The sequence below is a fragment of the Pedobacter sp. genome (genome assembly GCF_037719805.1).
Taxonomy (GTDB): Bacteria; Bacteroidota; Bacteroidia; order Sphingobacteriales; family Sphingobacteriaceae; genus Pedobacter.
Genome location: NZ_JBBJLZ010000002.1, coordinates 332,666 through 357,090, shown reverse-complemented (window position 1 = coordinate 357,090; position 24,425 = coordinate 332,666). Strand labels below are relative to the sequence as shown.

Sequence of the window (24,425 nt, the reverse complement as noted above, 5' to 3'; positions counted from 1 at the left end):
GTCAGTTCTACTTTCCGTAGGTGAAGCTTACGCTATCCTTTACAACCAATCCACTTATATTCTGAGAGTTATATTTTAGCTTGTACGTTGCGGGTTTTGTTATCGCATAACCCTTCAACAGGTCTACTGTTACAGATAGGCTATCCTTCGGTTGAATCTTAACATAACTTTCCGCAGGAGGCGGCATCATCCGTTTTGCCATTGCGCCTTTATACATTGCCTCTTCGCCGCTTTCATCTGTAATGTCTAAATATTTGCTTATTAACGGCTCAAAAGGCGTATGCCATTTACAGAATTGCTGAACACTGTCGGCATCATTGTAAACTGTAAACCGCATTTGAACTGCTTCACCAGCCTTAATAACTGGTGCAACCGTCATTTTTGCGTACAAAGGTGATGAAACAGCTGTGATTGTGGTATCTGATTTTAAAGAATCGGAGCTGGCTGCAGAATCCGAGTTTCTAGTACTTTGACTGCAAGAGGCAAGCGTAAGGGCTGCTAAAACAAGAATAGAATTTTTCATAATATATGACCTGATTAGCAGGAATAATGCCACGATCAACTGCAAAGATATAAATTACATGCGGTAGTGGTTTGATGTCATACTTTTAAACTTGGCTGGTAATAATTAGGTAAGAAACTTTCAAATTCTATTGTTAAAAAACGTTAAATGACAGTCCCTCTAGCTCTAAAGTCTAATATCCTGGTATATTTGGAGCTTAGACCCGTTCATACAGGTTTATATTTGGTTAGAAAAGGGGAGCATCCGGATGGAGAGCCCCTTTTTATTTTTAGTTTTAAATTAAAATGCTAATATTTGTAGCATATGTCTCGCGAACTAACAACAACCGTCCTGGCTATCAAAGAGCCTAGACCTGGGAATGACCTGCCGCTACAGAAGGTAATGGATAAGAGGTTAGATAAATTTGCTTCTGAAATGCAATCTGAGCTGGAGATCCTTTTGGAAGGTGAGCAGGACTGTGAAGACCTGGTGGTCTGGATTAGCTATACCGCTAATTATGCCATCCGCTGGAAAATAGTGAACGATGTTCCTCCTCAAATCGAGAAAGTAGTATATGATCTTTGTGCGAAGCGCGGTTACATCATTTGGAAGGGTAGTATCATTAGTGTAAAAAAGTATTAAGGAAATGACGATAGGAGAGATCGAAGATATTGAAGGCGCGTTTCATGGAATTACCCTACCTGAGGGCCCAATTTTATTAAATGAAGCTACCAGGATTATCGACGTAAAAGCTTTTATCGAAGCGCAACTGAGCATTATCAAGAATGCTCCGGAAAGCAGGATGAGTCTACCAGCCTACGAGCGATTAATCGCTTTGAAGGAGATGATAACTGCATAATCTGCAGATTGTAAGAACGATGTTTACGCTTTTTCAAACCGATATTAAACACTGCCAGATCCCAGACGGTCTGAGTCTCCTAGTCGACAACAAACCACACGAACTTTCTTTATTAGCAGCAGCAGAATTACAACACCTCCTTAGCCATAGTGAGACGCTTTTTCATAATTTTGGTCTGCATGAAACAACTGAATCTGCTATCATTGGAAAAATGTTTGGCGTCCTGGCCGTGCAGCTAAATACAGGTGAGTATGGATATTTGGCAGCTTTTTCCGGGAAACTAGGGGGCAAAAATACCTATCGGGAGTTTGTGCCTCCGGTTTTTGATCTGCTCACAGAGGGTAGTTTCCTAAATCTTGGCATGCAGGATTTGACCCGGATGAATGAGGAGATCAGAGCGCTTGAGCAAAATGATCCTGAGCTGAAAGCATTGAAATCCAGCCGCCGCAGTCACTCCATTGCATTGCAAAAACAGATTTTCGAGCAATATTACTTTTTGAACCAGAAAAGGACACAAAAAAGCCTACTTGAGATATTCGAAGATGCAGGCTATAAAAACCCCCCTGCGGGTGCCGGCGAATGCGCGGGAATCAAACTACTTCAATACGCATTTCAACATGGAATGAAGCCTTTGGCACTAGCGGAATTCTGGTGGGGACAATCTCCTAAATCTGCTACCTGGAAACACGGTCAGTTTTATCCCTGTTGTAAGGAAAAGTGCGAACCGATACTAAAGCACATGCTCAGTTAGCTATTTAAACATTTCGTATTCAAAAGTGTATTTTGCTTCCCCAACCTGCCTCTCACTAGCATCCTTAAATGTGGAGACTAAAGTGAACGGAAAGCCATCTGAGTCATATGTATAAATATTTTTAGTGGTTAAGAAAGAACCGTTGTCATAACTAACTTTACTTTCCAACACCTCGTTCGCAGAATACCGGTCCAAGCCACCTTCAATACCAATTACATATTTCAAGCTAGCATTAAAAAACCTATTTTTTTTTGTTCCATATTTTATATCCTCGATAACTAATCCTTGTCCAAAATCTGAAGTTGTTTTAATAATATTATGGTTTGCATAGGTATATTTAACTAGATTCACTACTATACCACTTTGAGTTTCATGTGTTTCACTAACCTGGTCACCATCGTATAGGTAGCCGGTAGTAATGGTTTTATCAGGAAATGTGGTTGTCGCTTTAGTAGGTCGGCCATTCGTAAAAGAAATGGTAATTTTAGCTGGACCTATTTCCATCGCAGACAAATCTTTACCATCGTAAGTATAAGTTCTGGTGCCGTAAGTTTCTTTTATGGTCTTCAATCTTCGCTGGTTGTCATAAGTATAAGTTGTAAAGCTAGTTGTACCACCCTGAACCTGAATAGCCCTTACTAACAACTTTACAGGCAAACTTTCTTCCTGAACTTCTTTATATTTCTTGCAGGAACTCAGGCTGAGCATCACCATCGATGCAAGTAGCGTCATTCTCATTTTCATACGTTTATCTCTGGTTAGTAATACTTTATACAATGTAAGAAATATTTTAATCCGAAGTGAATTCGTTCTTAATTCCCACGCGAAAAACATTTTAGCTTGGTTTACAGTTTAATGCTAAACAATTAATCAGAACAAAATCCAATGGAAAATCATACAATGCTGCAGTACTTTGAATGGTATTATCCCAAAGATGGAACTTTATGGAAAAAGTTTCAGGCACATGCTGAAAAGCTAAAGCAGTCTGGAATTGATACCGTCTGGTTACCTCCTGCACATAAAGGTATGGAGGGCCTTGAGTCCAGAGGATACGATTCTTATGATCTGTATGATTTAGGTGAGTTCAACCAGCAAGGTTCGGTCAGAACAAAGTATGGCACAAAAGATGAATATATTGCGGCTGTAAAATCAGCAAAAGAGCATGGCGTCCAGGTTTATGCAGACATTGTCTTAAATCACCTAGGTGGTGCAGACGAGCATGAGCCAGTTATAGTTAGAAAGGTCGATCCGAATAATCGTAATGAATTTATTTCGGAACCCTACGAGATAGATGCCTACACAAAGTTCACTTATCCCGGAAGAAATGGACAATATTCGGATTTTCAATGGGACCACAAATGTTTCACGGGTACCGATTATGATGAACGTACAAAAGAAACTGCGATTTTTAGTATACAAAACGAGTACGGAGACGGATGGGAAGATGTATTAGATAAAGAAAATGGTAACTATGATTACCTGATGCTTGCAGATATTGATTTCCGGAATCCCTACGTGAGAGAAGAATTGAAACGATGGGGCAAATGGTTTTATGAAACAACTGGAATAGATGGTTTTCGCTTAGATGCCATAAAGCATATGCCGGCTGGCTTTTATAATGAATGGCTGGACTTTATGCGCAGGGAAACCGGAGCAGAGCTGTTCACTGTTGGAGAGTATTGGGCACCTTATGACCTGCAGTCGCTATTGGATTATCTGAGTCTTACAGAAGGGCGAATGTCCTTATTTGATGCCTGCCTCCAAGCTAATTTCTCCAGGGCATCAAAGGCCGGAGAACATTTTGATCTATGTACAATTTTCGATGGATCTTTGGTGCAAGTGCGACCGGAACTTGCCGTTACTCTTGTTGAAAATCACGATACTCAGCCATTGCAATCTTTGGAGCAGACCGTCGAACCTTGGTTCAGGGCCCATGCTTACGCTATGATCTTACTGCGCGCAGCAGGTTATCCCTGCGTTTTTTATGCGGATGTTTATGGTTCTAACTATATCGATAAGGGAACAGATGGCGGCGATTATGAAGTAACAATGGAACCTCTTCCACAATTGCCTGCGTTGTTACAGCTACGCAAGAAACAGGCCTACGGCGAGCAAAGAGATTATCTGGACCACCCCAGCTGCATCGGCTGGACAAGATTAGGTGATGATGAGCACGAAAATTCTGGATTAGCTGTTGTACTTTCAAACGGAGAAAAAGGACACAAAACAATGGAAATAGGTAAAGCGTTCGCCGGAAAATCATTGAAGGACTGCCTTGGTCAGGCTGAAGGAGAGGTCTTGATTAACGAGGAAGGCTGGGGAGATTTCTATTGCGAAGCCGGATCTGTATCGGTTTGGGCAATCTGCGAATAAACACTTAACTTCGTTTTAAAGAAACTAAACTCTTTAAGCATGAACAAAAAAGGTTTATTGATTATTTTAATGACTGTTTTCACAAGCGGTCATCTATACTCAGAGGACAAACCTAAAGATTTTTACAAGAAAGAGCTGCAGTCGTTGCAGGCATCTATTCAGAAGAATTTTTACGATAAAGCATCTGGTTATTATTTGGTTGTGACAGACCCATCACAGCGCGAAAATAAGAATGGTTACCTCAGAGAATATACCTATCTGTGGTCGTTGTGTGCACTATTCCAGGCGGCAAATGAGATAGAGAAATTAGATCCCAAAGCGAATCTTATGTCACCTTTAGTAACTAATATGGCTGATTACTTCAATCCTGCTCCTCCTAGAGGGGGCTATACGGATTATATCATGAAGCTTAAGCCTGGCGAGCGCTACTACGACGATAATCAATGGATAGGCATCACCGCTCTCGACGCCTATGCGAGGAAAAAGAAGAAGTCTGACCTCGAACTCGGTAAGTCAATGTATGATTTCATGATGACAGGTTACAACCAGGTTTTGGGGGGAGGAATTTACTGGAAGGAAGGCTCTTTGGATTCTAAAAACACCTGTTCAAACGGTCCCGGCGTTTTGGTTGCCCTTCAGATGTACCAGGCTACCAAACAAAAAGCTTATCTGGACACTGCCTTGAAGATATTTAACTGGACAAATGAGAAACTGAGAAGCCCGGCTGGTTTGTATTATGACAACATCAGAACAAAGGATGGGAGTGTTGACAAAGCGACGCTTTCATACAATACAGGAACCATGCTGGAGTCCAATGTTTATCTCTATGAGTTAACAGCAGACAAGAAGTATTTAGCAGCTGCAAATGCGATTGCAGATAGCTCTCTCACTTTCTTTTATGGCAGCAACAAGTTTAGAGATGGATATTGGTTCAATGCGGTCCTGTTACGTGGCTACCAACATCTTTTAAAGCACAACAAAGACACAAAATATATTAAAGGTTTTCAAGCTGCCTTAGACAATGCGTTGAAGACTGAAAAGAATGAGGCAGGTTTGTTTAACGCAAAAGAGGGAGTTCAAAATCTCGTTGAACATGGAGGTATGTTAGAAATACTAGCGCGCTTTGCATGGCTGGAAAAAGAGAAAGTAATATAAGTAAGCACATGATCAAGCATTTTAAATCCGCCATTTTCACGTTGCTGTTCGTCAGTATTTCTTTTCTTAGCAAGGCCGGCCCCGGAATAACAAAGATTCTTTACGGTGAAATAGCAGGTCAGAAAGTTTACCAATATACGCTGGTGAACAAAAAAGGCATGATCGTTAAGATTATCACTTATGGCGCCAGCATAACAGATGTGATCACTGCCGATAAGAACGGGAAGATGGGTAATGTAGTATTTGGCTTTGATTCTCTTAGTGCCTATACCGGTCCTCAAAACGCACTGATGGGTGCAGTTGTGGGCCGCGTTGCTAATCGGATAGCTGGAGGCAAGTTCATATTAAACGGCAAGGAGTACCAGCTAAGCGCTAACATCCATGGCGGTAAAATAGGTTTTGATAAGAAGGTTTGGACTGCTGAAGAATTAACGTCTAAGAAGTTGGTGCCTTTAAAACTCAGTTACTTCAGTAAAGATGGGGAGGAGGGTTATCCCGGTAATCTAAAAGCAAGTGTAACCTATTCGCTGACTGAGAACAACGAATTAATCATTCAGTATGACGCGACTACAGATAAGCCAACTCATGTCAATTTAACCAATCATAGCTATTTTAACCTCTCAGGTGGACATGATCCTACGATACTGAATACAAGCCTTACAATTCTGGCAGATCAGTGTCTTGAGGCCGGAAAAGGCAATGTTCCAACCGGAAAGCTGATTAATGTAAAGAATACTCCGTTTGATTTTAGCACAGCGCATAAAATTGGCGAAAGGATAACAGAAAAGTATCCGCCAACATCCGAAGGGAATGGTTATGACCTTACCTATGTGCTCCGCAATCAAAGCGGCGAATTAAAGTTGGCTGCTACGGCTTATGAACCTACGACTGGGAGAGTACTACAAGCCTATACAACGGAACCGGGCCTGGTATTTTATACCGCTAATCACTTCAATACAAAACTAATCGGGAAGGGTGGCAAGCCGGCTGAAAAGCATGGTGCATTTTGTCTGGAAACGCAACATTATCCCAACGCTCCAAATCAACCAATGTTTCCATCTACGATTCTAGATCCCGGGAAAACTTACCAGTCAAAAACCATCTTCAAATTTTCGACATTATAATACTGCCGCTGTCAGTAAGCACTGTTATTTTGCTATGTTTGGTTAACCTTAAAACCAAACAATGAAAAACATCTATATTTCTTTCGCCCTGGCGATGACTATCCTTTCCTGCAAGCAAGCCGGCAAATCAGACGCGAGCGTAGCGAACAAACAGTTTGCCGTTATGTGTGAACAATACTACGAAGACGGTTTAAAACTTAATCCCTTAGCGGCGACTTACATCGGCGATGAACGGTACAATGATTTACTCGCCAATGATGGCTCCCAAGCATTCATCAATGAATACAAGAATTTCAATCAAAGATATCTCGACAGTTTAACAGCCTACGACAGGGAATCTCTTGATGCCAATGATAAGCTCTCTTTCGACTATTTAAAAGATCAGATTGATATGAACATTGAAGGTCTAAAATATCATTCAGAGTATCTACCTTTTAACCAAATGTTCGCATTGCCTTTAACAATAGGGCAACTTGGATCAGGGACTGGAGCACAACCGTTCAAAACCGTAAAAAATTATGAAGACTGGCTGAAACGTGCCTCGGCATTTTCTGTATGGGCTGATACTGCGATAGCTAACTTTAAAAAAGGTCAGGCGGCAGGTATTGTACTTCCTAAAGCCCTTGTAGTTAAAATGGTTCCTCAAATGCAAGCCATGGTAGTCAATGATCCCAAAACAAGTCTGTTTTATGGGCCGATTAATCTAATGCCAAAAACATTCAGCGCAGCAGAGAAGGAAAAATTGACTCAAGCCTATTTGAATGCGATCTCGTCAGTCGTTATCCCAACTTACAAACGACTTGGTGACTTTCTGCAAAACGAATACCTGCCAAAGGCAAGAACGACCTCTGGTTATTCTTCCATGCCTGGTGGCGCAGAATGGTATGCCTATTTGGTTAGACAACAGACCACTACTAATAAGACACCTGAAGAGGTATATCAAACCGGCTTGAAAGAAGTCTCGAGAATTAAGTCGGAAATGGATAGTATTAAAAACTTGGTCGGTTTCAAAGGTAATCTTCCAGCGTTCTTTGAATACATGAAAACGGATAAGAAATTTATGCCTTATCAAAATACAAAGGAGATTCTTGGGGCTTTCGAAAACATCCATCAAAGAATGAAACCCAACCTCAAAAAAATGTTTGAGAAGGAGCCAAAAACACCTTTTGAAATCCGTCAAACAGAGGCGTTCAGAGCTGCTTCAGCAAGCGCTGAATATAACCAAGGCTCTGCTGATGGTAAGCGGCCCGGGATTTTTTACGTACCAATATTGGACGCTAAAACATTCAATATTACCTCAGGTATGGAATCCTTGTTCCTTCACGAAGCTATTCCTGGTCACCATTATCAAATTTCACTAACACAGGAAAACACACTGCTTCCAAAGTTTCGTCGTTTTGGAGGTCACAATGCATATGTTGAAGGTTGGGCGCTATATTGCGAATCATTAGGTAAGGAGCTTGGCTTGTATCAGGATCCTTATCAACACATGGGTGCCTTGGGTGATGAAATGCACAGGGCGATACGTTTGGTTGTAGACGTTGCTATTCATACCAAAAATATGAGCAGGGAAGCGGCAATTAAATATATGACTGATAACGAAGCGATCGGTACGGAAGGGGCTACTGCAGAGATTGAGCGCTATATGGGAATACCGGGACAAGCATTGGGTTACAAGACTGGCGCCATGAAAATCAGAGAGCTTCGGGCAAAGTACATGAACCAAATGGGGGCCAAGTTCAAACTTGCTTCGTTTCATACCGAAGTGCTAAAAGACGGCTCCTTGCCTTTGTCCGTATTTGAGTCCAAAATGGACGCATGGGCAGATAGTCAGAAATAGAGGAGCACAATTGATCTGGCATGGTTGTAGTGATATTGAGTATTATTAAACCATGCCACATGCGAAAACTTTCGATCAGTTCATTTAGTACGAAAAATATAAGCCTTCAATTCAGGCGAGGAATAAAGCGCCTGTCTGCAGGAGGGTTTAAGCAGATTTTCTCTAACATCGATCAGTTAGGCATCAAAAGGGGAGTGGATAAACTGGGAATAGACAAATTCATCAATCAATGCGCCTATATGGCTGCAGGATCAGGGCTTGTTACTGGAATAGGTGGGATCAGTTCGATGCTTATTGGGATTCCTTTAGATGTAATCAACCTGATCACACAGCAATTTAGAGTAACTTTGGCTATTTCCTATTACAAGACAGGAAGTTATCAAATTAATTTTGAAGACTTCTTTAAGATCGTAGCGACGACAGTCAAGGCTGATACCAAGCTTGCGCTTAGTAAAAACATAATGGAGGAAGTTGCAGAAAAGCTGGCGATGACGCTGGGCTCGAAGACCTCTCAGCGTTTGGTTCCTATCGTGGGTGGATTGATAGGTGGAACCGTCAACTATCTGTTTATAAAGGGAGTAGCCAAGACGCTGCTTAATGCGGAAGCGCCTGACACTAAAACATTTCTTAGTTGATTTAAACAATGGAAAATACACCTCAATTAAAGCCCAAGGCGTTTTTGTTTGACTTGAACGGTACTATGATCGATGATATGCAATTCCATGCGACAGCCTGGTCAAGCATACTTAATGATGATCTTGGTGCAGGCCTCAGTCTGGAGCAAGTAAAACTACAGATGTACGGCAAAAATACAGAGTTATTGGAACGCGTGTTTGGTAAAGGACGTTTCAGTAAAGATCAAGAGCAAGAGATCTTCATAAAAAAGGAAGAGAAATACCAGGCGGAGTACCTTTCACATATGAAATTGATAGATGGTCTCCATGGGATATTTGTTGAAGCCCTGGGAAAGGGAATAAAGTTAGCAATCGGATCAGCCGCAAGCCCTTTTAATATTAATTATATTTTAGACAACCTTGATATCCGTCATTACTTTGAAGCCATTGTGAGTGCTGATGATGTGGAGATCAGCAAGCCTGATCCAGAAACATTTTTGAAAGCAGCAAAAATTTTGGGCGTACCTGCGGAGCAATGTATTGTTTTTGAAGATGCACCGAAAGGAGTCGAGGCGGCTAAGTATGCTGGCATGAAAGCAGTTGTACTGACAACCATGCATAAGAAAGAAGATTTCGAACCGGGTCCACATATCATCGGCTTTATCTCTGATTATACGGACCCTCTGCTGTCTAGCCTGTTTGCCTAACTTTCCAGTTTTTCGTTAGTACGAAACAGATCGCATACTGCTGCTGCAAGCGCTACTAAAATAAAAAGTAGAATGGGATAGTTGAATTTCATATGTCTTGTATTTCTATTCAATTTAAAGATGCAAACGTAGTATAAACTGAATGTTAATCTCTTGTAACCATTCAGTCCCCATTAAATCGAACTTCTAAACAAGATCCTGATTTCGCTGTTAATAGTTTTAGAAACTCCTAGCTACGCCCTTCTATGCCTGAACTACCTGACTTGGAAATATTTGCTGCTAATCTCGAAAAGCAGTTTAAGAACAAAACATTAGACAAGCTGGAAGTCGTTGTTGCAAAAAAGCTAAATGCAACTGTAACGGAACTCAAGGAAGCTTTTGAAGGTAAAAAGTTACAGGCAGTACTTCGGGAAGGCAAAACGTTGCAACTACATTTTAGCGGGGGGCAGGTTCTCGGGCTACACCTGATGCTTCATGGCGCAATCCGTTTGCTCGAAGAAGACAATGAAGTTAGATTTAAAATCCTGGAGTTTCATTTCAAGAATCACAAAGGTTTTGCACTCACTGATTTTCAGAAGCAAGCGACACCAACACTTAATCCGCCAGATTCTGACGTACCTGATGCCTTATCAAAAGATTTCAATATCACCTATTTTAAACAGTTGCTAAGCAAGAAGAAGACATCAATCAAGCAAGTACTGATGGATCAGAAGCTCATCCGTGGTATTGGAAATACTTATGCAGACGAGATCCTATGGGATGCTAAAATCTCGCCTTTTTCCATCGCCAAGGCCATTCCAGAGATGAAAGTTAAAGACCTTTATCAATCCATTGAGGCAGTTCTGCGTAAAGAAATTATGCAACTTACACGAGCGATTCCTGATAGTTTTGACACTGAAGTTAAAGACTTTCTAAAAATTCATAATCCCGATTTAAAGCAATCGCCAACAGGTCATGAGATTAAAATCGATAAGAACGCCGGCAGGAAGACCTATTATACGATTGAACAAGTTGAGTTCCAATCGGAGCTTATCCGGCATTCTTAGTAGTCCGGGAGTGCGTTACCAAGCCTTTTCTACACCCTTGCTTAACCCTTACTAAGGCCGCTAGCCCTACCAAGGCCCTAGCAAGGCCCTAGCAACCCCCTAGCAACCCCCTGGCAACCACAGACAAAAATACGGCATGTACAAGGTGTCTCGTCCTGATTTGGCTATACACCAAAACGGAAATTACCCTACTATTTTGAAGTGGCACCCGGTGCTGGTAAATGGTACTAAAAATATTTTTTAGTCGACTCTCACCTTTTCAAGCCCGTTTTTCCAATATCCTTAAAGGAAGGCATCGCTTTTGGAACACGCGCTTCAATAAGAAAGATGAGAAATGAACAATGAAATAATATTTGTGCGTATTGCTACCATAAATGATATCAAATACGTCGATGAAATTATTAGAGAAACAGAGGCATCTGCTGTCGCAAAGGGAACCGGCATCAGCAAAAGAACCCCTGAATCTGTTGCACAAAAAATGCGTGATGGCAAAGCGGTCATCGCACTAACCAGCGCTGGGAGATGGGTAGGGTTCTCCTATTTTGACACATGGGAAAATGCGAAGTTCGTTTCTAACTCAGGGCTGATCGTGGCACCTGAATTTCGTCAGTCAGGAGTAGCAAGGTCAATAAAGGACCGCGTTTTTAAAATCTCGAGAAGGACTTATCCAACAGCCAAAATCTTCAGCATCACATCAGGTACTGCAATCATGAAGATGAATTCATTTGATCATACCTATACATCGAACGAAATTTTCAATACCATTAAATCACACTTTTTGTGACACCACACTTAGGGCCAATGTAATGACGCCATCTTCAATAGATAAAATGCATCCGGTAGTTAAAGCTGGACTTGCGATAGGAAGAAGAACCTATGCTTCACCAACAAGTTCCGACCAGGGTTGGTTAAACATGCCATCGATAAAAATGGGCCCTGGCGACTCTGCGAGGTCTCATAGCGCAAATGAATACATCTATCTCTCGGAGGTTAGCGATGGGATCACTGTTTATATAGATTTGTTAGATTCTATAATTTCCTATCTTGCGCTGAATAATTTAGGGGATTTAGAAATATATGAATCACACCACCAATAAGAATCCGGTAATGCAAGATACAGTGCTGATCATTGACGATGAGAAAAAGCTATGTGGCCTCTTGGCCCGTATTATCGAATTGGAAGGCTTCAAAGTTTTTCAAGCTTTTACTGGAAAAGAAGGGCTTAAGATTCTTAAAGCCGAAGATGTATTGGTTGTTTTAAGTGATGTAAAACTGCCTGATTACAATGGTGTTGAATTGGTTACAGAGATAAAAAAAATCAATCCGATTATAGAAGTCATTAATCTAACTGCGTTTGGCACCATATCAGATGGTGTTATGGCTATGCGAAATGGCGCTTTTGACTACATCACCAAGGGGGATGATAACGACAAAATTATTCCACTTGTCTACAAAGCAATGGATAAGGCAAAGCTGAATGCCCGCGTCTATGAACTGGAGAAGCGAATTGTAAAAAAGTATGACTTTGATGGTATTCTAGGTACGTCCAATTCAATTAAGGAAGCCATTTCATTAGCTCAAAAAGTTTCTGCCACTAGTACAACGGTTTTATTACTTGGGGAGACGGGTACCGGCAAGGAAGTATTTGCCCAGGCCATTCACTATGAAGGTCCAAGGAAGCTGAAGCCTTTTGTAGCAGTAAACTGTAGTGGATTCAATTCTGAATTACTGGAAAGCGAATTGTTCGGCTATAAAGCAGGGGCTTTTACGGGGGCAACCAAGGACAAGAAAGGTCTGCTGGAAGAAGCAAATGATGGTACTATATTTCTCGATGAAATAGGAGAGATGAGCCTGGATCTTCAAGCTAAACTGCTGCGGGTTCTCGAAAATCAAACCTATATCAAAGTGGGAGATACGCAAACCAGTCAGGTTAATGTTAGGATTATTGCCGCCACCAACAGAGATTTGAAGAATGAGGCCGAAGCTGGGCGGTTTAGATTGGATCTGTTTTACCGGCTCTCCATATTTTCAATTGAATTGCCACCACTGTCTCACAGGAGGGAGGATATTCTGCCAATCGCTATGCACTATCTCGCTGAATTTACAGCAAAGGTAAACAAGCCTGCATTCTCTGTTGACAAGGAATTTGTGAAATTGCTTACCGGGCACAACTGGAAAGGAAACATTAGGGAGCTTAAGAATGTAATGGAGCGCGTAGTTATCCTTGCTGATGATGTAAAAATCACGGCTAGCCTGCTGCCTTATGAATTTCACCATCAATCCACCGTTGCAGATCCTATGAATATGCAGACGATGGAAAAGCAGCACATTATAAAAGTTCTACACTTTACTAAAGGCAACAAGACAGAAACAGCGCGGCTACTTGGAATTGGGCTTACAACTTTGTATCGAAAAATTGATGAGTATCAAATAGAAGCTTAATAGGTAGTTGCGATAAATCATCGCCCCAGTTTGATAAAAACCCTTCCATAATGGAAGGGTTTTTACGTTTAGAACAGATTTCAATTTCTCATTTACCAATGTAATTATTTGATTAACAGTTAGTTAATAGTGTTTGTTAAATGCTTGGCACCTGTATTGGAATAGGGGTTACAACATATAAACATATCATGCTAACAATCCTATTATTCGTCGCCCAGCTGATCCTTTGCTGGGTAGTTTACAAATCCATCGACTGGTTCGAAAAAATCTAAAATTATGATCGCATTATTCATTATCGCAATCGCCGTTTTCATTTACATGATCTACGTGCTGATTAAACCTGAAAAATTTTAATTGAACGCCATGAACACAGAATTACTTGGAGTAATAGCCACCTACGGGCTCACGCTCCTGATCGCTATTCCGCTAGGGAAGTACCTGGCAAAGGTATTTGCCGGAGAAAAAGTCTGGACAGACTTTTTAAAACCTATTGAAGCAGGAATCTATAAGCTTTCTGGAATCAATCCTAAAGAAGAAATGAACTGGAAGCAGCATATGAAAGCGCTTCTTACCATTAACCTGGTATGGTTGGTATACGGATTTTTTGTACTGATCTTTCAAGATAAGCTTCCTCTTAATCCGGACGGAAACCCGGGCATGACCGCTGATCTTTCTTTTAGTACCATTATCAGTTTCGTAGTTAACTGCGATTTGCAGCATTACTCTGGAGAAAGTGGGGTCACTTATTTAACGCAACACATTGTGATGATGTTCTTGATGTTTGTAAGTTGTGCGACAGGTATCGCCGCTGCAGTGGTATTCTTTAAAGCCTTCCGTGATAAGACCAGTGAGAAGCTTGATAACTTTTGGGAGTTTTTCGTGAAATCAATCACCCGGTTATTATTGCCTCTGTCTTTAGTAGTAGCGTTGATCCTAGCCTTTAATGGTACACCAACAAGCTATGAAGGTAAGGATCAATATATTTCGCTTCAGGGAGATACGGTAAATGTTTCCAGAGGACCTGCTGCGGGTATGATCGCAATTAAACACTTGGGTACAAATGGTGGTGGCTGGTTTGGTGCCAACTCTTCTCATCCGCTTGAGAACCCTAATTATGTGACCAATTCAGTAGAATTGATCGCACAAGTAATTATTCCTATAGCCATGGTTATCGCTTTCGGTATCTTCATTAGGAGAAGAAAACTTGGCTGGATCATCTTTGGTGTAATGACCATTGGGATGTTTTTACTGCTCATTCCAACGATTAGTTCAGAACTTGGTGGAAGTCCTGCCCTTGAAAAATTGGGGATCTCTCAATCGACCGGTGCAATGGAAGGTAAAGAGGTTCGCTTTGGTCCTGCAATTACAGGATACTGGAGTACGGTTACTACCATCATCTCCACTGGTTCTGTAAACAGTATGCACGATAGTGCAATGCCATTAACAGGCATGTGGCAGTTGTTAGGCATGATGGTGAACTCCTTCTACGGAGGTTGTGGGGTTGGTGTCTTAAACTACTTTATTTACTTGATTATTGCTGTATTCATATCTGGTTTAATGGTAGGTAGAACACCTGAGTTCCTTGGTCACAAAGTAGAAGCAAGAGAGGTGAAGATAGCAGCGATCATTACGCTTTTAAGTCCTTTCTTGATATTGGCAGGAACAGCAATCGCCAGTTACACCTTTATTAGCCATGGGGACGCTGCCTGGGCAGTGCAACCACAAAACTGGCTGAATAACCCTGGCTTCCATGGCTTCTCCGAAATGTTGTACGAGGTTACTTCTTCCAACGCCAACAATGGTTCTGGATTCGAAGGTTTGGGAGATAACAACGTGTTCTGGAACGTACTAACAGGTTTCGTTCTATTGATTGGTCGTTTTATTCCAATCATTGGTCCAGTTGCTATCGCCGGTTTATTGGGTGCAAAAAAATACATCCCAGAATCTGCAGGTACCTTAAAAACAGACACGCTTACTTTCGGTCTGATGACCTTTGCAGTAATTGTTGTCTTAAATGCACTTTCTTACTTCCCTGCCCTGGCTTTAGGTCCATTAGCAGAATATTTTACCATGCTTAAATAGAAATTTACAGACATGAAAACTTCATCAAATAAATTATTTGAACCTGCTTTAGTGCAAACTGCATTAAAACAGTCTTTCATCAAGCTTGATCCAAGAGTGATGATTAAAAATCCGGTCATGTTTACTGTTGAGATCGGAACTTTAGTCATGGCTTATATGACCGTATACTCGATCAGCCATGAAGGTCAGGGATCACCTTTTTACAATTTCTTTATATTTCTTCTTCTTTTACTTACAGTGCTGTTTGCCAATTTTGCAGAGGCGATCGCCGAAGCCAGAGGTAAAGCCCAGGCAGATTCCTTACGGAAGACCCGTGAAGAAACGCCTGCAAAAGTGGTGTTGGAGAACGGCACTATTGAGACACGTTCTTCTGCACTGTTAAAAAAAGGTGATGTATTTATCTGTGAAGCTGGTGATACGATTCCGACAGATGGTGAGATTATTCAGGGTATAGCTACCATTGATGAATCTGCCATCACAGGAGAGTCTGCGCCGGTAATCCGTGAATCTGGCGGTGATAAATCTTCAGTAACCGGGGGTACTAAAGTGCTTTCAGATCAAATCAAAGTGCAGGTGAATACACAACCTGGAGAGAGCTTTTTAGATAAGATGATTGCCCTGGTAGAAGGTGCATCCAGACAAAAAACGCCTAACGAAATCGCGTTAACCATCTTGCTTGCCAGTTTTACATTGGTGTTTATCATTGTTTGTATAACCTTAAAGCCATTCGCAGATTATGCAAATACGCCTATAACAGTTGCTGCGCTGATCTCTTTGTTCGTGTGTTTAATACCCACAACCATTGGCGGTCTTTTGTCTGCAATCGGCATCGCAGGAATGGATAGGGCGTTACGTGCAAACGTAATTACCAAATCAGGTAAAGCTGTAGAAACGGCAGGTGATATTGACGTACTGCTTTTAGACAAGACAGGTACCATTACGATCGGTAACCGTAAGGCAACCCATTTTTATCCTGCTCCAGGAGTAGATAGCAATGAATTTATAGAAGCATGCGTGATGAGCTCACTCGCTGATGAAACTCCGGAAGGTAAATCGATATTGGAGTTGGCTGTCTTGCAAGAGTTTAAAGTGATGGCTGCTCCAGCAGGATCTACGTTTATCAAGTTTACTGCGGAGACCCGCTCCAGCGGTTTAGATACAACTGATGGCAAAAGAACCCGAAAAGGTGCATTTGACTCGATCCGTAATATGGTATTGATGGCAGGCAATCCGTTTCCAATAGAAACTGAAGATCAGGTTAAAGCGATCTCCAATAATGGAGGAACACCACTGGTTGTTGCCGTTAATGAAAAAACCATGGGCGTAATTGAGCTGCAGGATATTATCAAACCGGGTATTAGCGAACGTTTTGAACGCCTTAGAAAGATGGGCGTGAAGACGGTGATGGTTACGGGTGACAATCCACTAACCGCAAAGTTTATCGCTGAGAAAGCAGGTGTAGATGATTTTATCGCAGAGGCTAAACCAGAGGATAAAATGAATTACATCAAGGATGAGCAGGCATTAGGTAAACTGGTTGCCATGATGGGCGACGGTACTAACGATGCACCGGCGCTTGCGCAGGCAGATGTAGGTGTAGCAATGAACAGTGGTACACAGGCAGCGAAAGAAGCTGGAAACATGGTCGACTTAGATAACGACCCAACCAAATTGATCGAAATCGTTGAAATTGGTAAGCAGCTATTAATTACACGTGGTACGCTAACTACATTCTCTATTGCGAATGATGTGGCTAAATACTTTGCAATTGTACCCGCATTGTTTATCGCGTCGATCCCTGCGTTGCAAAGCCTGAATATAATGGGCCTACACAGTCCGGAGAGTGCAATCATGTCAGCTGTAATCTTCAATGCGATCATCATACCTATTCTAATCCCTTTGGCACTAAAAGGAGTGGAATACAAACCGATCGGAGCAAGTGCACTCTTACGCAGAAACCTTTTGATCTATGGCCTGGGTGGTGTGATTGCGCCGTTTATCGGCATTAAACTAATCGATATGCTGGTAGGCTTATTTGTATAACATTAAAATCAATAATCATGAAAAAGTACATCTTACAATCAATACGCTTAACTGCAGTCTTAATGGTATTGCTATGCGTAATATATCCACTAATCGTAGCTTTTGCCGGTGGTTTTGCCAAAGGCAGTGGTGGTGGTGAAAAAATAACGAAAGACGGCAAAGTAGTCGGTTATGCGCTGCTGGGTCAGTCCTTTACAAAACCAGAATACTTCTGGGGAAGACCATCTGCGGTGGGCTACAATGCGGCCGGTTCTGCCGGATCGAATAAAGGGCCTTCGAATGCAGATTATTTGAAACAGGTTTCCGATAGAATAGATACGCTTCTAAAGTATAACCCGGGCTTGCGAAAAGCAGATATACCTGCTGATATGGTCACTGCCTCAGGAAGCGGACTGGACCCAAATATTTCTGAGAAAGGTGCAATAATTCAGATTAAAAGAATTGCTGCAATCCGCAATGTGGACGAGAAGAAGGTTGCAGACTTGGTTGTTAAAAACACCGAAGGCCCTTTGTTAGGCTTGTTTGGACCTACCTCTGTTAACGTACTAAAACTCAATCTTGCTTTAGACGAATTAAAAAAATAGAATATATGAAAAAACTATTATTACTAGCTGCAGCATTAACTACAGGAACAATTGCTTACGGCCAGGAAGAGCCTAAAATTAAAGTATCAGGCTATCTGGAAACCTACTTTGGCTATGACTTTAACAAGCCGACTGATAATAACAGACCGGGCTTTGTTTATTCTCACAATAGACACAATGAAATGAACCTTAACCTTGGTTTTATAAAAGGGAATTATGAGAATGGAAGGATCAGAGCAAATCTGGCGGTAATGGCTGGTACTTATTCCAATGCCAATCTTGCTGCTGAACCTGGGGTATTAAAGAATGTGTTTGAAGCGAACGCTGGATTTAAACTATCCGAAAAAGCCAACTTATGGATAGATGCCGGAGTGTTCTCCTCACACATAGGTTTTGAAAGCGCGGTTTCGAAAGATTGCTGGGTACTCACACGCAACATTTCTTCGGAGAATACGCCATACTATGAGTCAGGTGCTAAGATCACGTACGGAACCAACGATGGGAAATTTACGGTTGCAGGATTCTATTTAAATGGATGGCAACGGATGACCCGTCAAAACGGAAATAGTCAGCCTGCCGGAGGGGTCCAGTTAACCTGGAAACCAACTGGAAAAATAACGGTAAATTACAGCAATTATATGGGTACAGAGGGAGCGGATTCAGTTCGTGTACAACGCATATATCACAACGTATATGGTATCTTCCAGGTAACAGACAATTTTGGCGTTACGCTTGGATTAGACTATGGAACGCAGGAAAAATCAAAAGGCAGTAATGATAACAATGAAGTATTGTCTCCAGTTGCTATTGCTCAATACAGACTTTCTGAAAAATGGGCAGTTGCAGGCGGAGTTGAATATTACGAAGACAAAAATGGTGTCTTTATATCAACAGGCACACCCAATGGATTTAAAACAACTGGTTATTCATTAAATCTGGACTATGCGCCAATAAGTAACGCGGTAATCAGGTTGGAAGGCAAAGTTTACGACAGTAAAGACAAAGTGTTCACGAGGGACTTAAATGCGGTTAACCATAATGCAGCGCTTACCGCGAGTATTGCAGTCTCTTTTTAAAATGACAACAATGGCGCCGGAGCTTTTTAAACAAAGAAGGTTACATCAATTCAAAATGGTAACGTTATACGATGGAAGATGAGAACAAATCTGGTTCCGTAAAAAAATTCCTTGAATTGGTAAAAAAATCAAGGAGAGGAAAGTTTAAGGTCTATATAGGCATGAGTGCCGGCGTAGGAAAAACTTACCGGATGCTCCAGGAAGCTCATGCATTGCGAAAGAATGGTATAGACATAAAAATTGGCTATATCGAGACGCACAATAGGGTGGAGACGCATGCACTCTTAGACGGTATCAGCATCATTCCGAGGCGTAAAATCTTTTACAAAGGGAAGGAACTCGAGGAAATGGATGTCAACGCCATCATCAATATTCATCCGGAAGTAGTAATTGTTGATGAATTGGCGCATAGTAATGTGGAGGGGAGTAAAAACGCCAAGCGCTGGCAGGACGTGTCTGATATTCTTGATGCGGGTATCAGTGTGATATCAGCAGTGAACATTCAGCATTTGGAAAGTATGAATGCCGAAATTGAGACCATCACTGGAATACCAATTACAGAGCGCATACCTGATAAAATACTGGAATCGGCAGATGAGATTGTAAATATAGATTTGACAGCTGATGAGCTTATTGATCGGTTGAAAGCCGGGAAAATCTATGATGAATCTAAAATCCAGCGGGCGCTGAATAATTTCTTCCAGCCGGAAAGAATACTACAACTAAGAGAGCTGGCTTTGAAAGAAGTGGCCCATCACCTGGAAAGGAAAATTAATGTAGAAGTGCCTAAGCAGATCAAACTTCGTCCAGAAAAGTTTATGGCTTGTATTTCTACAAACCACAAGACGGCCAAAGTCATTATTCGAAAGACTGCTAGACTCGCTTCTTACTATCGCTCTCCGTGGATTGTGCTGTATGTGCAGCGAAGTGCTGAAAATGGCGATCGAATAAAATTAGATCTCCAACGGCACCTGATCAATAATTTGAAATTGGCAACAGAGCTTGGAGGAGAGGTGCTTAGAATTAAAAGTGATGATATCACAAAGACCATTACTACGATTGCTGCGGAAAAAGAGGTGACAACCATTTGCATAGGCAAACCGCATTTGAGCCTGTTTCAAGTTATAACAGGTACGGCTCTGTTTAATCAATTACTAAAAGGCATTGCAGATACAGAGACTGATCTTGTGATTTTATCTTAACAGTTTATACAGAAAGTTTATACAAATGAAAATAAAAACGAAACTACGACTGGGCTTTGGATTCTTGTTTCTGGTCATCTTAATTTTTGGAGGTATGTCCATGTATTTCATGCATCGGATTTCAGAAGGCGCGAAAGTTGTGCTAAAGGATAACTATAAAAGCTTGAAATTCAGTGGCAAGATGAGGGCTATTCTGGAAGACAATAGTCTCCCGTTATCTCCTGAAATGAAAAAAGAATTCGGCTCTCAGCTGATACTGGAAGAAAAGAACATTACAGAGCCAGGAGAAGGAAAAGCCGTGAAAATGCTTAATAGCGCTTACCGTCAATTTACGGACCCTAACAGTAGTCCAGAGGCAATTAAATCGGCACTAAGCAATGCGCGCAAGATCCTTAGATCTATCGATGATCTAAATATGAATGCCATCGTCAGGAAAAATGATGCTGCTCAACACGGTGTTGAACAGGCTGCTACTTACTTAATATTTGCCGCTTCGATGTCTTTTCTGATTCTCTTTTCATTTGTGATAAATTTCCCTGGATTTGTTGCAAACCCATTAAGAGAATTCTCCGCAGCCCTTAAAGAAATCAGTCATAAGAATTATAAACAGCGATTGGAATTTAATGGTAGTGATGAATTCGCCGAGCTTGCCGTTGAGTTTAATGCCATGACCACGCAGCTAAACAAATGGGAGAATTCCAACCTGGCAAAACTGCAGTCCGAAAAACTCAGGATAGAGGCGATCATTGAACAAATGCAAGACGCGATTATTGGCTTAAATGAGAAAGAAGAGGTACTGTTTATGAATACTGTTGCAGCACAACTGCTTAATCTAAATGAAAAAGAAGTAGTGGGTGCTAATGCACGTGAGTTGATGAAGAGAAATGATCTCCTTAATAAGATCCTGGAGATCAACAGTGGCGATAAACCAATGAAGATCTATGCAGATAGCAAGGAGTCTTATTTTCAGCTGGAGAGAAGAGAGATTACAATCCCAGTTTTGGACGACCAACCTGATGTCGTCATTAAGACAAGCAGGAAAGCTGCTGGTGAAGTATATATTCTAAAAAATATCACGAAATACAAGGAGCTTGATGAGGCAAAAACAAATTTTATAGCAACTGTTTCGCACGAGTTGAAGACACCAATATCTTCAATAAAAATGAGCTTGAAGTTAATGGATGACGACCGTGTTGGGAATATGAATCCTGAACAGAAAGAACTCGTTCAACATATGAAAGAAGATTGCGGCCGGCTCTTAAAGATAACCAGCGAGCTATTGGATCTGGCACAGGTGGAGACTGGTAATCTGCAATTAAATTTCGTAAAATCCGATCCACGCAAAATAGCTATCTACGCTTTAGATGCAGTTAGGTTCCAGGCGGAGCAGAAAGAGGTTGAACTGGAACTGGTGTCCAGAAATGATTTGCCTAAAATCAATGTAGATACTGAAAAGACTGCTTGGGTACTGGTAAACTTCCTATCGAATGCGCTCCGTTACAGTCCGCAGAAATCAAAAGTAGTGATACAGATTGTGGAGACTGGAAACAATATTGAATTCTCCGTGCGCGATTTTGGGAAAGGTATAGATGAACAATATCAGAAGCGTCTGTTTGATCGGTATTTTCAAGTGCCGACTGATGGTAATAACAAATCTGGTTCAGGTCTTGGACTTGCAATTTCTAAAGATTTTATTAGTGCTCAGGGAGGAATGATTTGGGTAGAGAGTGCAATTGGTGAAGGAAGCAGGTTTTGTTTCCTGCTTCCTGTAGTTAGTTAATTATGGCCTAATTGGCTCCCAATAAGATTGGATTCTTACTATTGCCCATGATAATGATCTTGGTATTTGGTGAAATCGCAATGTCTTTTTGAGCCAAGATGGATTCATATTGCAACTGCTTGTCGCTTAGCCCCGTTGAAAGTATGCGTTGGTAGTCGGCAATACCTTGCGCCTCGATTCTTTTGCGCTCTGCCAATTGTCTTTCTTTCTGCAATACAAACTGCATCTTTTGAGCGTCCTGCTCTGCATTGATCTTCGATTCAATGGCTTTTCTTACAGACTCAGGTAGGGTTACGTTCCTAACAAGCAGCTGTTCAAGTTTCAGTCCACGTTTAGCAAAGCTTAGGTCAATAGCAGCGAATATCTTATTCTGAAATTCCTGGCGCCTTGTCGAATAAAGTGCTACTGCTTCATAGGACACCGCATTGTCGCGTATTGCCGTTCTCGCAACTGGACGTACGATTTTGTCTAGGTAATCATCGCCGATTTCCTTCAGGATTCTCGGCGCATCCTTAGGCGTCACACTAAAAAGAACTGATAAGTCGATGGTAACCTCCAAACCATCCGAAGTAAGAATCCTTATGGCATCATCGCCCGCCTTACTGCCTTCATCATGGATGGCAGACATGGTATAATTTTGGGTTTTTACGTCAAAAGTTGTGACTTCAACCAGTGGATTAATGACGTTTAATCCACTGTAGAGTACTTGGTCATCTACTTTCCCATAGAGTGTTTTAACGCCGACCTGGCCTGCGTCGATGACCTTGAACATAGAGAGCGCGGCTCCGAGCACTACAATTAAAATTCCAGCTGCGCGAATAGCAATGCTGTACTTTGTTAATGGGCTATCGCCTCTGGCAATTAAAAAGCTCATAATTGTGATGAGCGCGCCTAAGATTAGGAGAAACATATACTTTGATTTAAGTTATGCGATTATGGGCGCAAAATGAATGCCTCAAGGAAGCATTTAATTAAAAGATTCTTAAGCGGGCTTTAAAGCAGCATTTTTAGTTCGAAAGCTAATATCCGTATTAGCTCAACCCTTTCAAAATGGATTGGTCCTTTCCATTTTGGAAGGGTTGAGTTTAACCTGAAGTATATCTCCAAGAGCGGCAAGCATTTTGCACCATTAAGTTTATGGAAGAAAATGCTAACCTGAATACAGCTGTGAATCCACTAATTCTTACATTGGGAATAGATGAGTCCAGTCAGCGCTTTTTTAATGAGATGCGCGTTAAACATTTTCCGCCGGAGCGGAATTTGTTAAAAGCACATTTAACACTCTTCCATCAGTTGCCAAATAGTGAAGACACATTTAAAACATTAAATACCATCGCTATGAAACCTTTTAATATGAAAGTGATTGGTCTCATCAATCTTGGTGCAGGTGTAGCTTATAAGATTGAAAGTCCCGAGCTCATGTCGCTACGTCAGCAGCTTTACTCCACCTTCGTTGATCAGCTTATTCTTCAGGATAAACATGGTTTCCGCGCGCACATTACCATACAAAATAAAACCACTCCGGAGCAGGCAAGATCGCTGCTTGCGGAACTATCTGCTAGTTTTGAACCTTTTAATATTGTCGCGAAAGGCTTAGACCTTTGGGAGTACCTGGGCGGACCATGGGAACATAAGATGCATTACGACTTCCAAAAAACTATTTAGACAGATAAAAGTAAAACATGGCTTTAACAATTTGGCTCATTGCTCGTTTTCCTGTTACCCAATCAGAGATGCTCTCTCTGTCAATCCCTGTTTCGAATGCAATTTGCTTGATACGGACATCTTTCTCTTTCATCTTCCTTTCCAGCCAAACCGAATTAACGATAGAAGTTGGGTTGGGAAGGTAAGGGACGGCTTCTACTTCAATCTCAAAAGTTGAAAGTGCTTTTTCGAAAACCTCTAACGTTCTTTTGATCAGGGTAGTCTGATTTGCATATTTCCCGGAGCGGGTTTCAGATTGTGTGGTTTCAATCGAAACAGAGGTTTTATCAACGCTTAAGATGCAAAACTCAATATTGGATTGTGCTTTATGTACTGCAGCGGCCTTGTCAATTTGTTCAAGTTGATCCAGGTTTAATTTATCGCTTAGTTTTTCTACCCCTAATATAGTGCTCATATTGAAATGCAAGATTGTAGGTTCTTTAACAAAGCTTTTGCCGGTTTTGTTTAGGTGGAGACGGTTTAGCGACCTCCACTGGCCTAAGCAAAATTGGAGATTAGCATTTATTAGCCTACTTTGTAA

25 protein-coding genes are annotated in these 24,425 nt (G+C 41.4%); 21 read left to right on the top strand and 4 right to left on the bottom strand.

Annotation, left to right across the window (positions count from 1 at the left end; all coding sequences use genetic code 11):
• Positions 1–7 precede the first annotated feature (7 nt).
• Positions 8–523 carry a protease gene (locus WKF66_RS06785; RefSeq protein WP_489673667.1) on the bottom strand — a complete coding sequence of 172 codons (516 nt, stop codon included), beginning with the start codon at positions 521–523 and terminating at the stop codon, positions 8–10.
• Positions 524–826: 303 nt separating this feature from the next.
• Between WKF66_RS06785 and WKF66_RS06780 the strand changes: the two genes are divergently transcribed.
• The 3 genes from WKF66_RS06780 to WKF66_RS06770 are packed head-to-tail and all read left to right on the top strand — an operon-like array spanning position 827 to position 2,112.
• On the top strand, positions 827–1,144 hold the full coding sequence (locus WKF66_RS06780; RefSeq protein ID WP_489673666.1) for a hypothetical protein: 318 nt from the start codon (positions 827–829) through the stop codon (positions 1,142–1,144).
• 4 nt (positions 1,145–1,148) lie between these two features.
• On the top strand, positions 1,149–1,361 hold the full coding sequence (locus tag WKF66_RS06775) for a DUF6965 family protein (protein WP_489673665.1): 213 nt from the start codon (positions 1,149–1,151) through the stop codon (positions 1,359–1,361).
• A gap of 19 nt (positions 1,362–1,380) precedes the next feature.
• Positions 1,381–2,112 (top strand): hypothetical protein, encoded by a 732-nt coding sequence (locus tag WKF66_RS06770; protein ID WP_489673664.1) that lies wholly within the window; start codon positions 1,381–1,383, stop codon positions 2,110–2,112.
• On the opposite strand, the gene WKF66_RS06765 is transcribed toward WKF66_RS06770, so the two are convergent.
• On the bottom strand, positions 2,113–2,850 hold the full coding sequence (locus WKF66_RS06765) for a hypothetical protein (protein WP_489673663.1): 738 nt from the start codon (positions 2,848–2,850) through the stop codon (positions 2,113–2,115).
• A 147-nt stretch (positions 2,851–2,997) separates the two neighbouring features.
• Between WKF66_RS06765 and WKF66_RS06760 the strand changes: the two genes are divergently transcribed.
• From WKF66_RS06760 to WKF66_RS06680, 17 genes are all read left to right on the top strand, one after another.
• Positions 2,998–4,485, top strand: coding sequence for an alpha-amylase (locus WKF66_RS06760; RefSeq protein ID WP_489673662.1), 1,488 nt, complete (start codon positions 2,998–3,000; stop codon positions 4,483–4,485).
• A 39-nt stretch (positions 4,486–4,524) separates the two neighbouring features.
• Complete coding sequence (locus WKF66_RS06755; RefSeq protein ID WP_489673661.1) at positions 4,525–5,640, top strand: glycoside hydrolase family 76 protein; 1,116 nt, start codon at positions 4,525–4,527, stop codon at positions 5,638–5,640.
• Positions 5,613–6,764 (top strand): aldose epimerase family protein, encoded by a 1,152-nt coding sequence (locus WKF66_RS06750; protein WP_489673660.1) that lies wholly within the window; start codon positions 5,613–5,615, stop codon positions 6,762–6,764. The genes WKF66_RS06755 and WKF66_RS06750 overlap by 28 nt, the downstream gene beginning before the upstream one ends.
• 61 nt (positions 6,765–6,825) lie before the next feature.
• Positions 6,826–8,604: a DUF885 domain-containing protein gene (locus WKF66_RS06745; RefSeq protein WP_489673659.1), complete on the top strand. Its 1,779-nt coding sequence runs from the start codon at positions 6,826–6,828 to the stop codon at positions 8,602–8,604.
• A gap of 59 nt (positions 8,605–8,663) precedes the next feature.
• Positions 8,664–9,239 carry a hypothetical protein gene (locus WKF66_RS06740; protein WP_489673658.1) on the top strand — a complete coding sequence of 192 codons (576 nt, stop codon included), beginning with the start codon at positions 8,664–8,666 and terminating at the stop codon, positions 9,237–9,239.
• 8 nt (positions 9,240–9,247) lie between these two features.
• Complete coding sequence (locus WKF66_RS06735; RefSeq protein WP_489673657.1) at positions 9,248–9,925, top strand: HAD family hydrolase; 678 nt, start codon at positions 9,248–9,250, stop codon at positions 9,923–9,925.
• Between the two features lie 245 nt (positions 9,926–10,170).
• Positions 10,171–10,971, top strand: coding sequence for a DNA-formamidopyrimidine glycosylase family protein (locus WKF66_RS06730; protein WP_489673656.1), 801 nt, complete (start codon positions 10,171–10,173; stop codon positions 10,969–10,971).
• 334 nt (positions 10,972–11,305) lie between these two features.
• Entirely contained in the window at positions 11,306–11,755 is a 450-nt protein-coding gene (locus tag WKF66_RS06725) for a GNAT family N-acetyltransferase (RefSeq protein ID WP_489673655.1), read from the top strand.
• 22 nt (positions 11,756–11,777) lie between these two features.
• The gene (locus WKF66_RS06720; protein WP_489673654.1) at positions 11,778–12,068 is read left to right on the top strand and encodes a hypothetical protein; all 291 of its coding nucleotides are present in this window, start codon (positions 11,778–11,780) and stop codon (positions 12,066–12,068) included.
• A gap of 10 nt (positions 12,069–12,078) precedes the next feature.
• On the top strand, positions 12,079–13,413 hold the full coding sequence (locus WKF66_RS06715) for a sigma-54-dependent transcriptional regulator (protein ID WP_489674218.1): 1,335 nt from the start codon (positions 12,079–12,081) through the stop codon (positions 13,411–13,413).
• 276 nt (positions 13,414–13,689) lie between these two features.
• Positions 13,690–13,767: a potassium-transporting ATPase subunit F gene (locus WKF66_RS06710; protein WP_082035969.1), complete on the top strand. Its 78-nt coding sequence runs from the start codon at positions 13,690–13,692 to the stop codon at positions 13,765–13,767.
• 9 nt (positions 13,768–13,776) lie between these two features.
• A complete protein-coding gene (kdpA, locus tag WKF66_RS06705; protein WP_489673653.1) occupies positions 13,777–15,495 on the top strand; it encodes a potassium-transporting ATPase subunit KdpA in 1,719 nt (572 codons plus the stop codon).
• 12 nt (positions 15,496–15,507) lie between these two features.
• Positions 15,508–17,538 (top strand): potassium-transporting ATPase subunit KdpB, encoded by a 2,031-nt coding sequence (gene kdpB, locus WKF66_RS06700; protein ID WP_489673652.1) that lies wholly within the window; start codon positions 15,508–15,510, stop codon positions 17,536–17,538.
• A gap of 17 nt (positions 17,539–17,555) precedes the next feature.
• Complete coding sequence (locus WKF66_RS06695; RefSeq protein ID WP_489673651.1) at positions 17,556–18,122, top strand: K(+)-transporting ATPase subunit C; 567 nt, start codon at positions 17,556–17,558, stop codon at positions 18,120–18,122.
• Between the two features lie 5 nt (positions 18,123–18,127).
• Complete coding sequence (locus WKF66_RS06690; protein ID WP_489673650.1) at positions 18,128–19,198, top strand: porin; 1,071 nt, start codon at positions 18,128–18,130, stop codon at positions 19,196–19,198.
• 71 nt (positions 19,199–19,269) lie between these two features.
• Positions 19,270–20,400: a sensor protein KdpD gene (locus tag WKF66_RS06685; protein WP_489673649.1), complete on the top strand. Its 1,131-nt coding sequence runs from the start codon at positions 19,270–19,272 to the stop codon at positions 20,398–20,400.
• Positions 20,401–20,425: 25 nt separating this feature from the next.
• Positions 20,426–22,180 (top strand): ATP-binding protein, encoded by a 1,755-nt coding sequence (locus WKF66_RS06680; RefSeq protein ID WP_489673648.1) that lies wholly within the window; start codon positions 20,426–20,428, stop codon positions 22,178–22,180.
• 7 nt (positions 22,181–22,187) lie between these two features.
• On the opposite strand, the gene WKF66_RS06675 is transcribed toward WKF66_RS06680, so the two are convergent.
• Positions 22,188–23,090: a prohibitin family protein gene (locus WKF66_RS06675; RefSeq protein ID WP_489673647.1), complete on the bottom strand. Its 903-nt coding sequence runs from the start codon at positions 23,088–23,090 to the stop codon at positions 22,188–22,190.
• 227 nt (positions 23,091–23,317) lie between these two features.
• Between WKF66_RS06675 and WKF66_RS06670 the strand changes: the two genes are divergently transcribed.
• On the top strand, positions 23,318–23,845 hold the full coding sequence (locus WKF66_RS06670) for a 2'-5' RNA ligase family protein (RefSeq protein ID WP_489673646.1): 528 nt from the start codon (positions 23,318–23,320) through the stop codon (positions 23,843–23,845).
• On the opposite strand, the gene WKF66_RS06665 is transcribed toward WKF66_RS06670, so the two are convergent.
• Positions 23,838–24,299 carry a helix-turn-helix domain-containing protein gene (locus WKF66_RS06665; RefSeq protein WP_489673645.1) on the bottom strand — a complete coding sequence of 154 codons (462 nt, stop codon included), beginning with the start codon at positions 24,297–24,299 and terminating at the stop codon, positions 23,838–23,840. The genes WKF66_RS06670 and WKF66_RS06665 overlap by 8 nt on opposite strands.
• Between the last annotated feature and the right edge of the window lie 126 nt (positions 24,300–24,425).

Excerpts from the sequence above, each read along its gene's own strand:
- kdpA (WP_489673653.1), top strand. The coding sequence starts at position 13,777 with ATGAACACAGAATTACTTGGAGTAATAGCCACCTACGGGCTCACGCTC.
- kdpB (WP_489673652.1), top strand. The coding sequence starts at position 15,508 with ATGAAAACTTCATCAAATAAATTATTTGAACCTGCTTTAGTGCAAACT.
- WKF66_RS06740 (WP_489673658.1), top strand. The coding sequence starts at position 8,664 with ATGCGAAAACTTTCGATCAGTTCATTTAGTACGAAAAATATAAGCCTT.
- WKF66_RS06675 (WP_489673647.1), bottom strand. The coding sequence starts at position 23,090 with ATGTTTCTCCTAATCTTAGGCGCGCTCATCACAATTATGAGCTTTTTA.
- WKF66_RS06780 (WP_489673666.1), top strand. The coding sequence starts at position 827 with ATGTCTCGCGAACTAACAACAACCGTCCTGGCTATCAAAGAGCCTAGA.
- WKF66_RS06725 (WP_489673655.1), top strand. The coding sequence starts at position 11,306 with ATGAACAATGAAATAATATTTGTGCGTATTGCTACCATAAATGATATC.
- WKF66_RS06730 (WP_489673656.1), top strand. The coding sequence starts at position 10,171 with ATGCCTGAACTACCTGACTTGGAAATATTTGCTGCTAATCTCGAAAAG.
- WKF66_RS06775 (WP_489673665.1), top strand. The coding sequence starts at position 1,149 with ATGACGATAGGAGAGATCGAAGATATTGAAGGCGCGTTTCATGGAATT.
- WKF66_RS06670 (WP_489673646.1), top strand. The coding sequence starts at position 23,318 with ATGGAAGAAAATGCTAACCTGAATACAGCTGTGAATCCACTAATTCTT.
- WKF66_RS06690 (WP_489673650.1), top strand. The coding sequence starts at position 18,128 with ATGAAAAAACTATTATTACTAGCTGCAGCATTAACTACAGGAACAATT.
- WKF66_RS06710 (WP_082035969.1), top strand. The coding sequence starts at position 13,690 with ATGATCGCATTATTCATTATCGCAATCGCCGTTTTCATTTACATGATC.
- WKF66_RS06665 (WP_489673645.1), bottom strand. The coding sequence starts at position 24,299 with ATGAGCACTATATTAGGGGTAGAAAAACTAAGCGATAAATTAAACCTG.
- WKF66_RS06760 (WP_489673662.1), top strand. The coding sequence starts at position 2,998 with ATGGAAAATCATACAATGCTGCAGTACTTTGAATGGTATTATCCCAAA.
- WKF66_RS06680 (WP_489673648.1), top strand. The coding sequence starts at position 20,426 with ATGAAAATAAAAACGAAACTACGACTGGGCTTTGGATTCTTGTTTCTG.
- WKF66_RS06715 (WP_489674218.1), top strand. The coding sequence starts at position 12,079 with ATGCAAGATACAGTGCTGATCATTGACGATGAGAAAAAGCTATGTGGC.
- WKF66_RS06695 (WP_489673651.1), top strand. The coding sequence starts at position 17,556 with ATGAAAAAGTACATCTTACAATCAATACGCTTAACTGCAGTCTTAATG.
- WKF66_RS06785 (WP_489673667.1), bottom strand. The coding sequence starts at position 523 with ATGAAAAATTCTATTCTTGTTTTAGCAGCCCTTACGCTTGCCTCTTGC.
- WKF66_RS06735 (WP_489673657.1), top strand. The coding sequence starts at position 9,248 with ATGGAAAATACACCTCAATTAAAGCCCAAGGCGTTTTTGTTTGACTTG.
- WKF66_RS06745 (WP_489673659.1), top strand. The coding sequence starts at position 6,826 with ATGAAAAACATCTATATTTCTTTCGCCCTGGCGATGACTATCCTTTCC.
- WKF66_RS06720 (WP_489673654.1), top strand. The coding sequence starts at position 11,778 with ATGACGCCATCTTCAATAGATAAAATGCATCCGGTAGTTAAAGCTGGA.
- WKF66_RS06765 (WP_489673663.1), bottom strand. The coding sequence starts at position 2,850 with ATGAGAATGACGCTACTTGCATCGATGGTGATGCTCAGCCTGAGTTCC.
- WKF66_RS06755 (WP_489673661.1), top strand. The coding sequence starts at position 4,525 with ATGAACAAAAAAGGTTTATTGATTATTTTAATGACTGTTTTCACAAGC.
- WKF66_RS06770 (WP_489673664.1), top strand. The coding sequence starts at position 1,381 with ATGTTTACGCTTTTTCAAACCGATATTAAACACTGCCAGATCCCAGAC.
- WKF66_RS06750 (WP_489673660.1), top strand. The coding sequence starts at position 5,613 with ATGGCTGGAAAAAGAGAAAGTAATATAAGTAAGCACATGATCAAGCAT.
- WKF66_RS06685 (WP_489673649.1), top strand. The coding sequence starts at position 19,270 with ATGGAAGATGAGAACAAATCTGGTTCCGTAAAAAAATTCCTTGAATTG.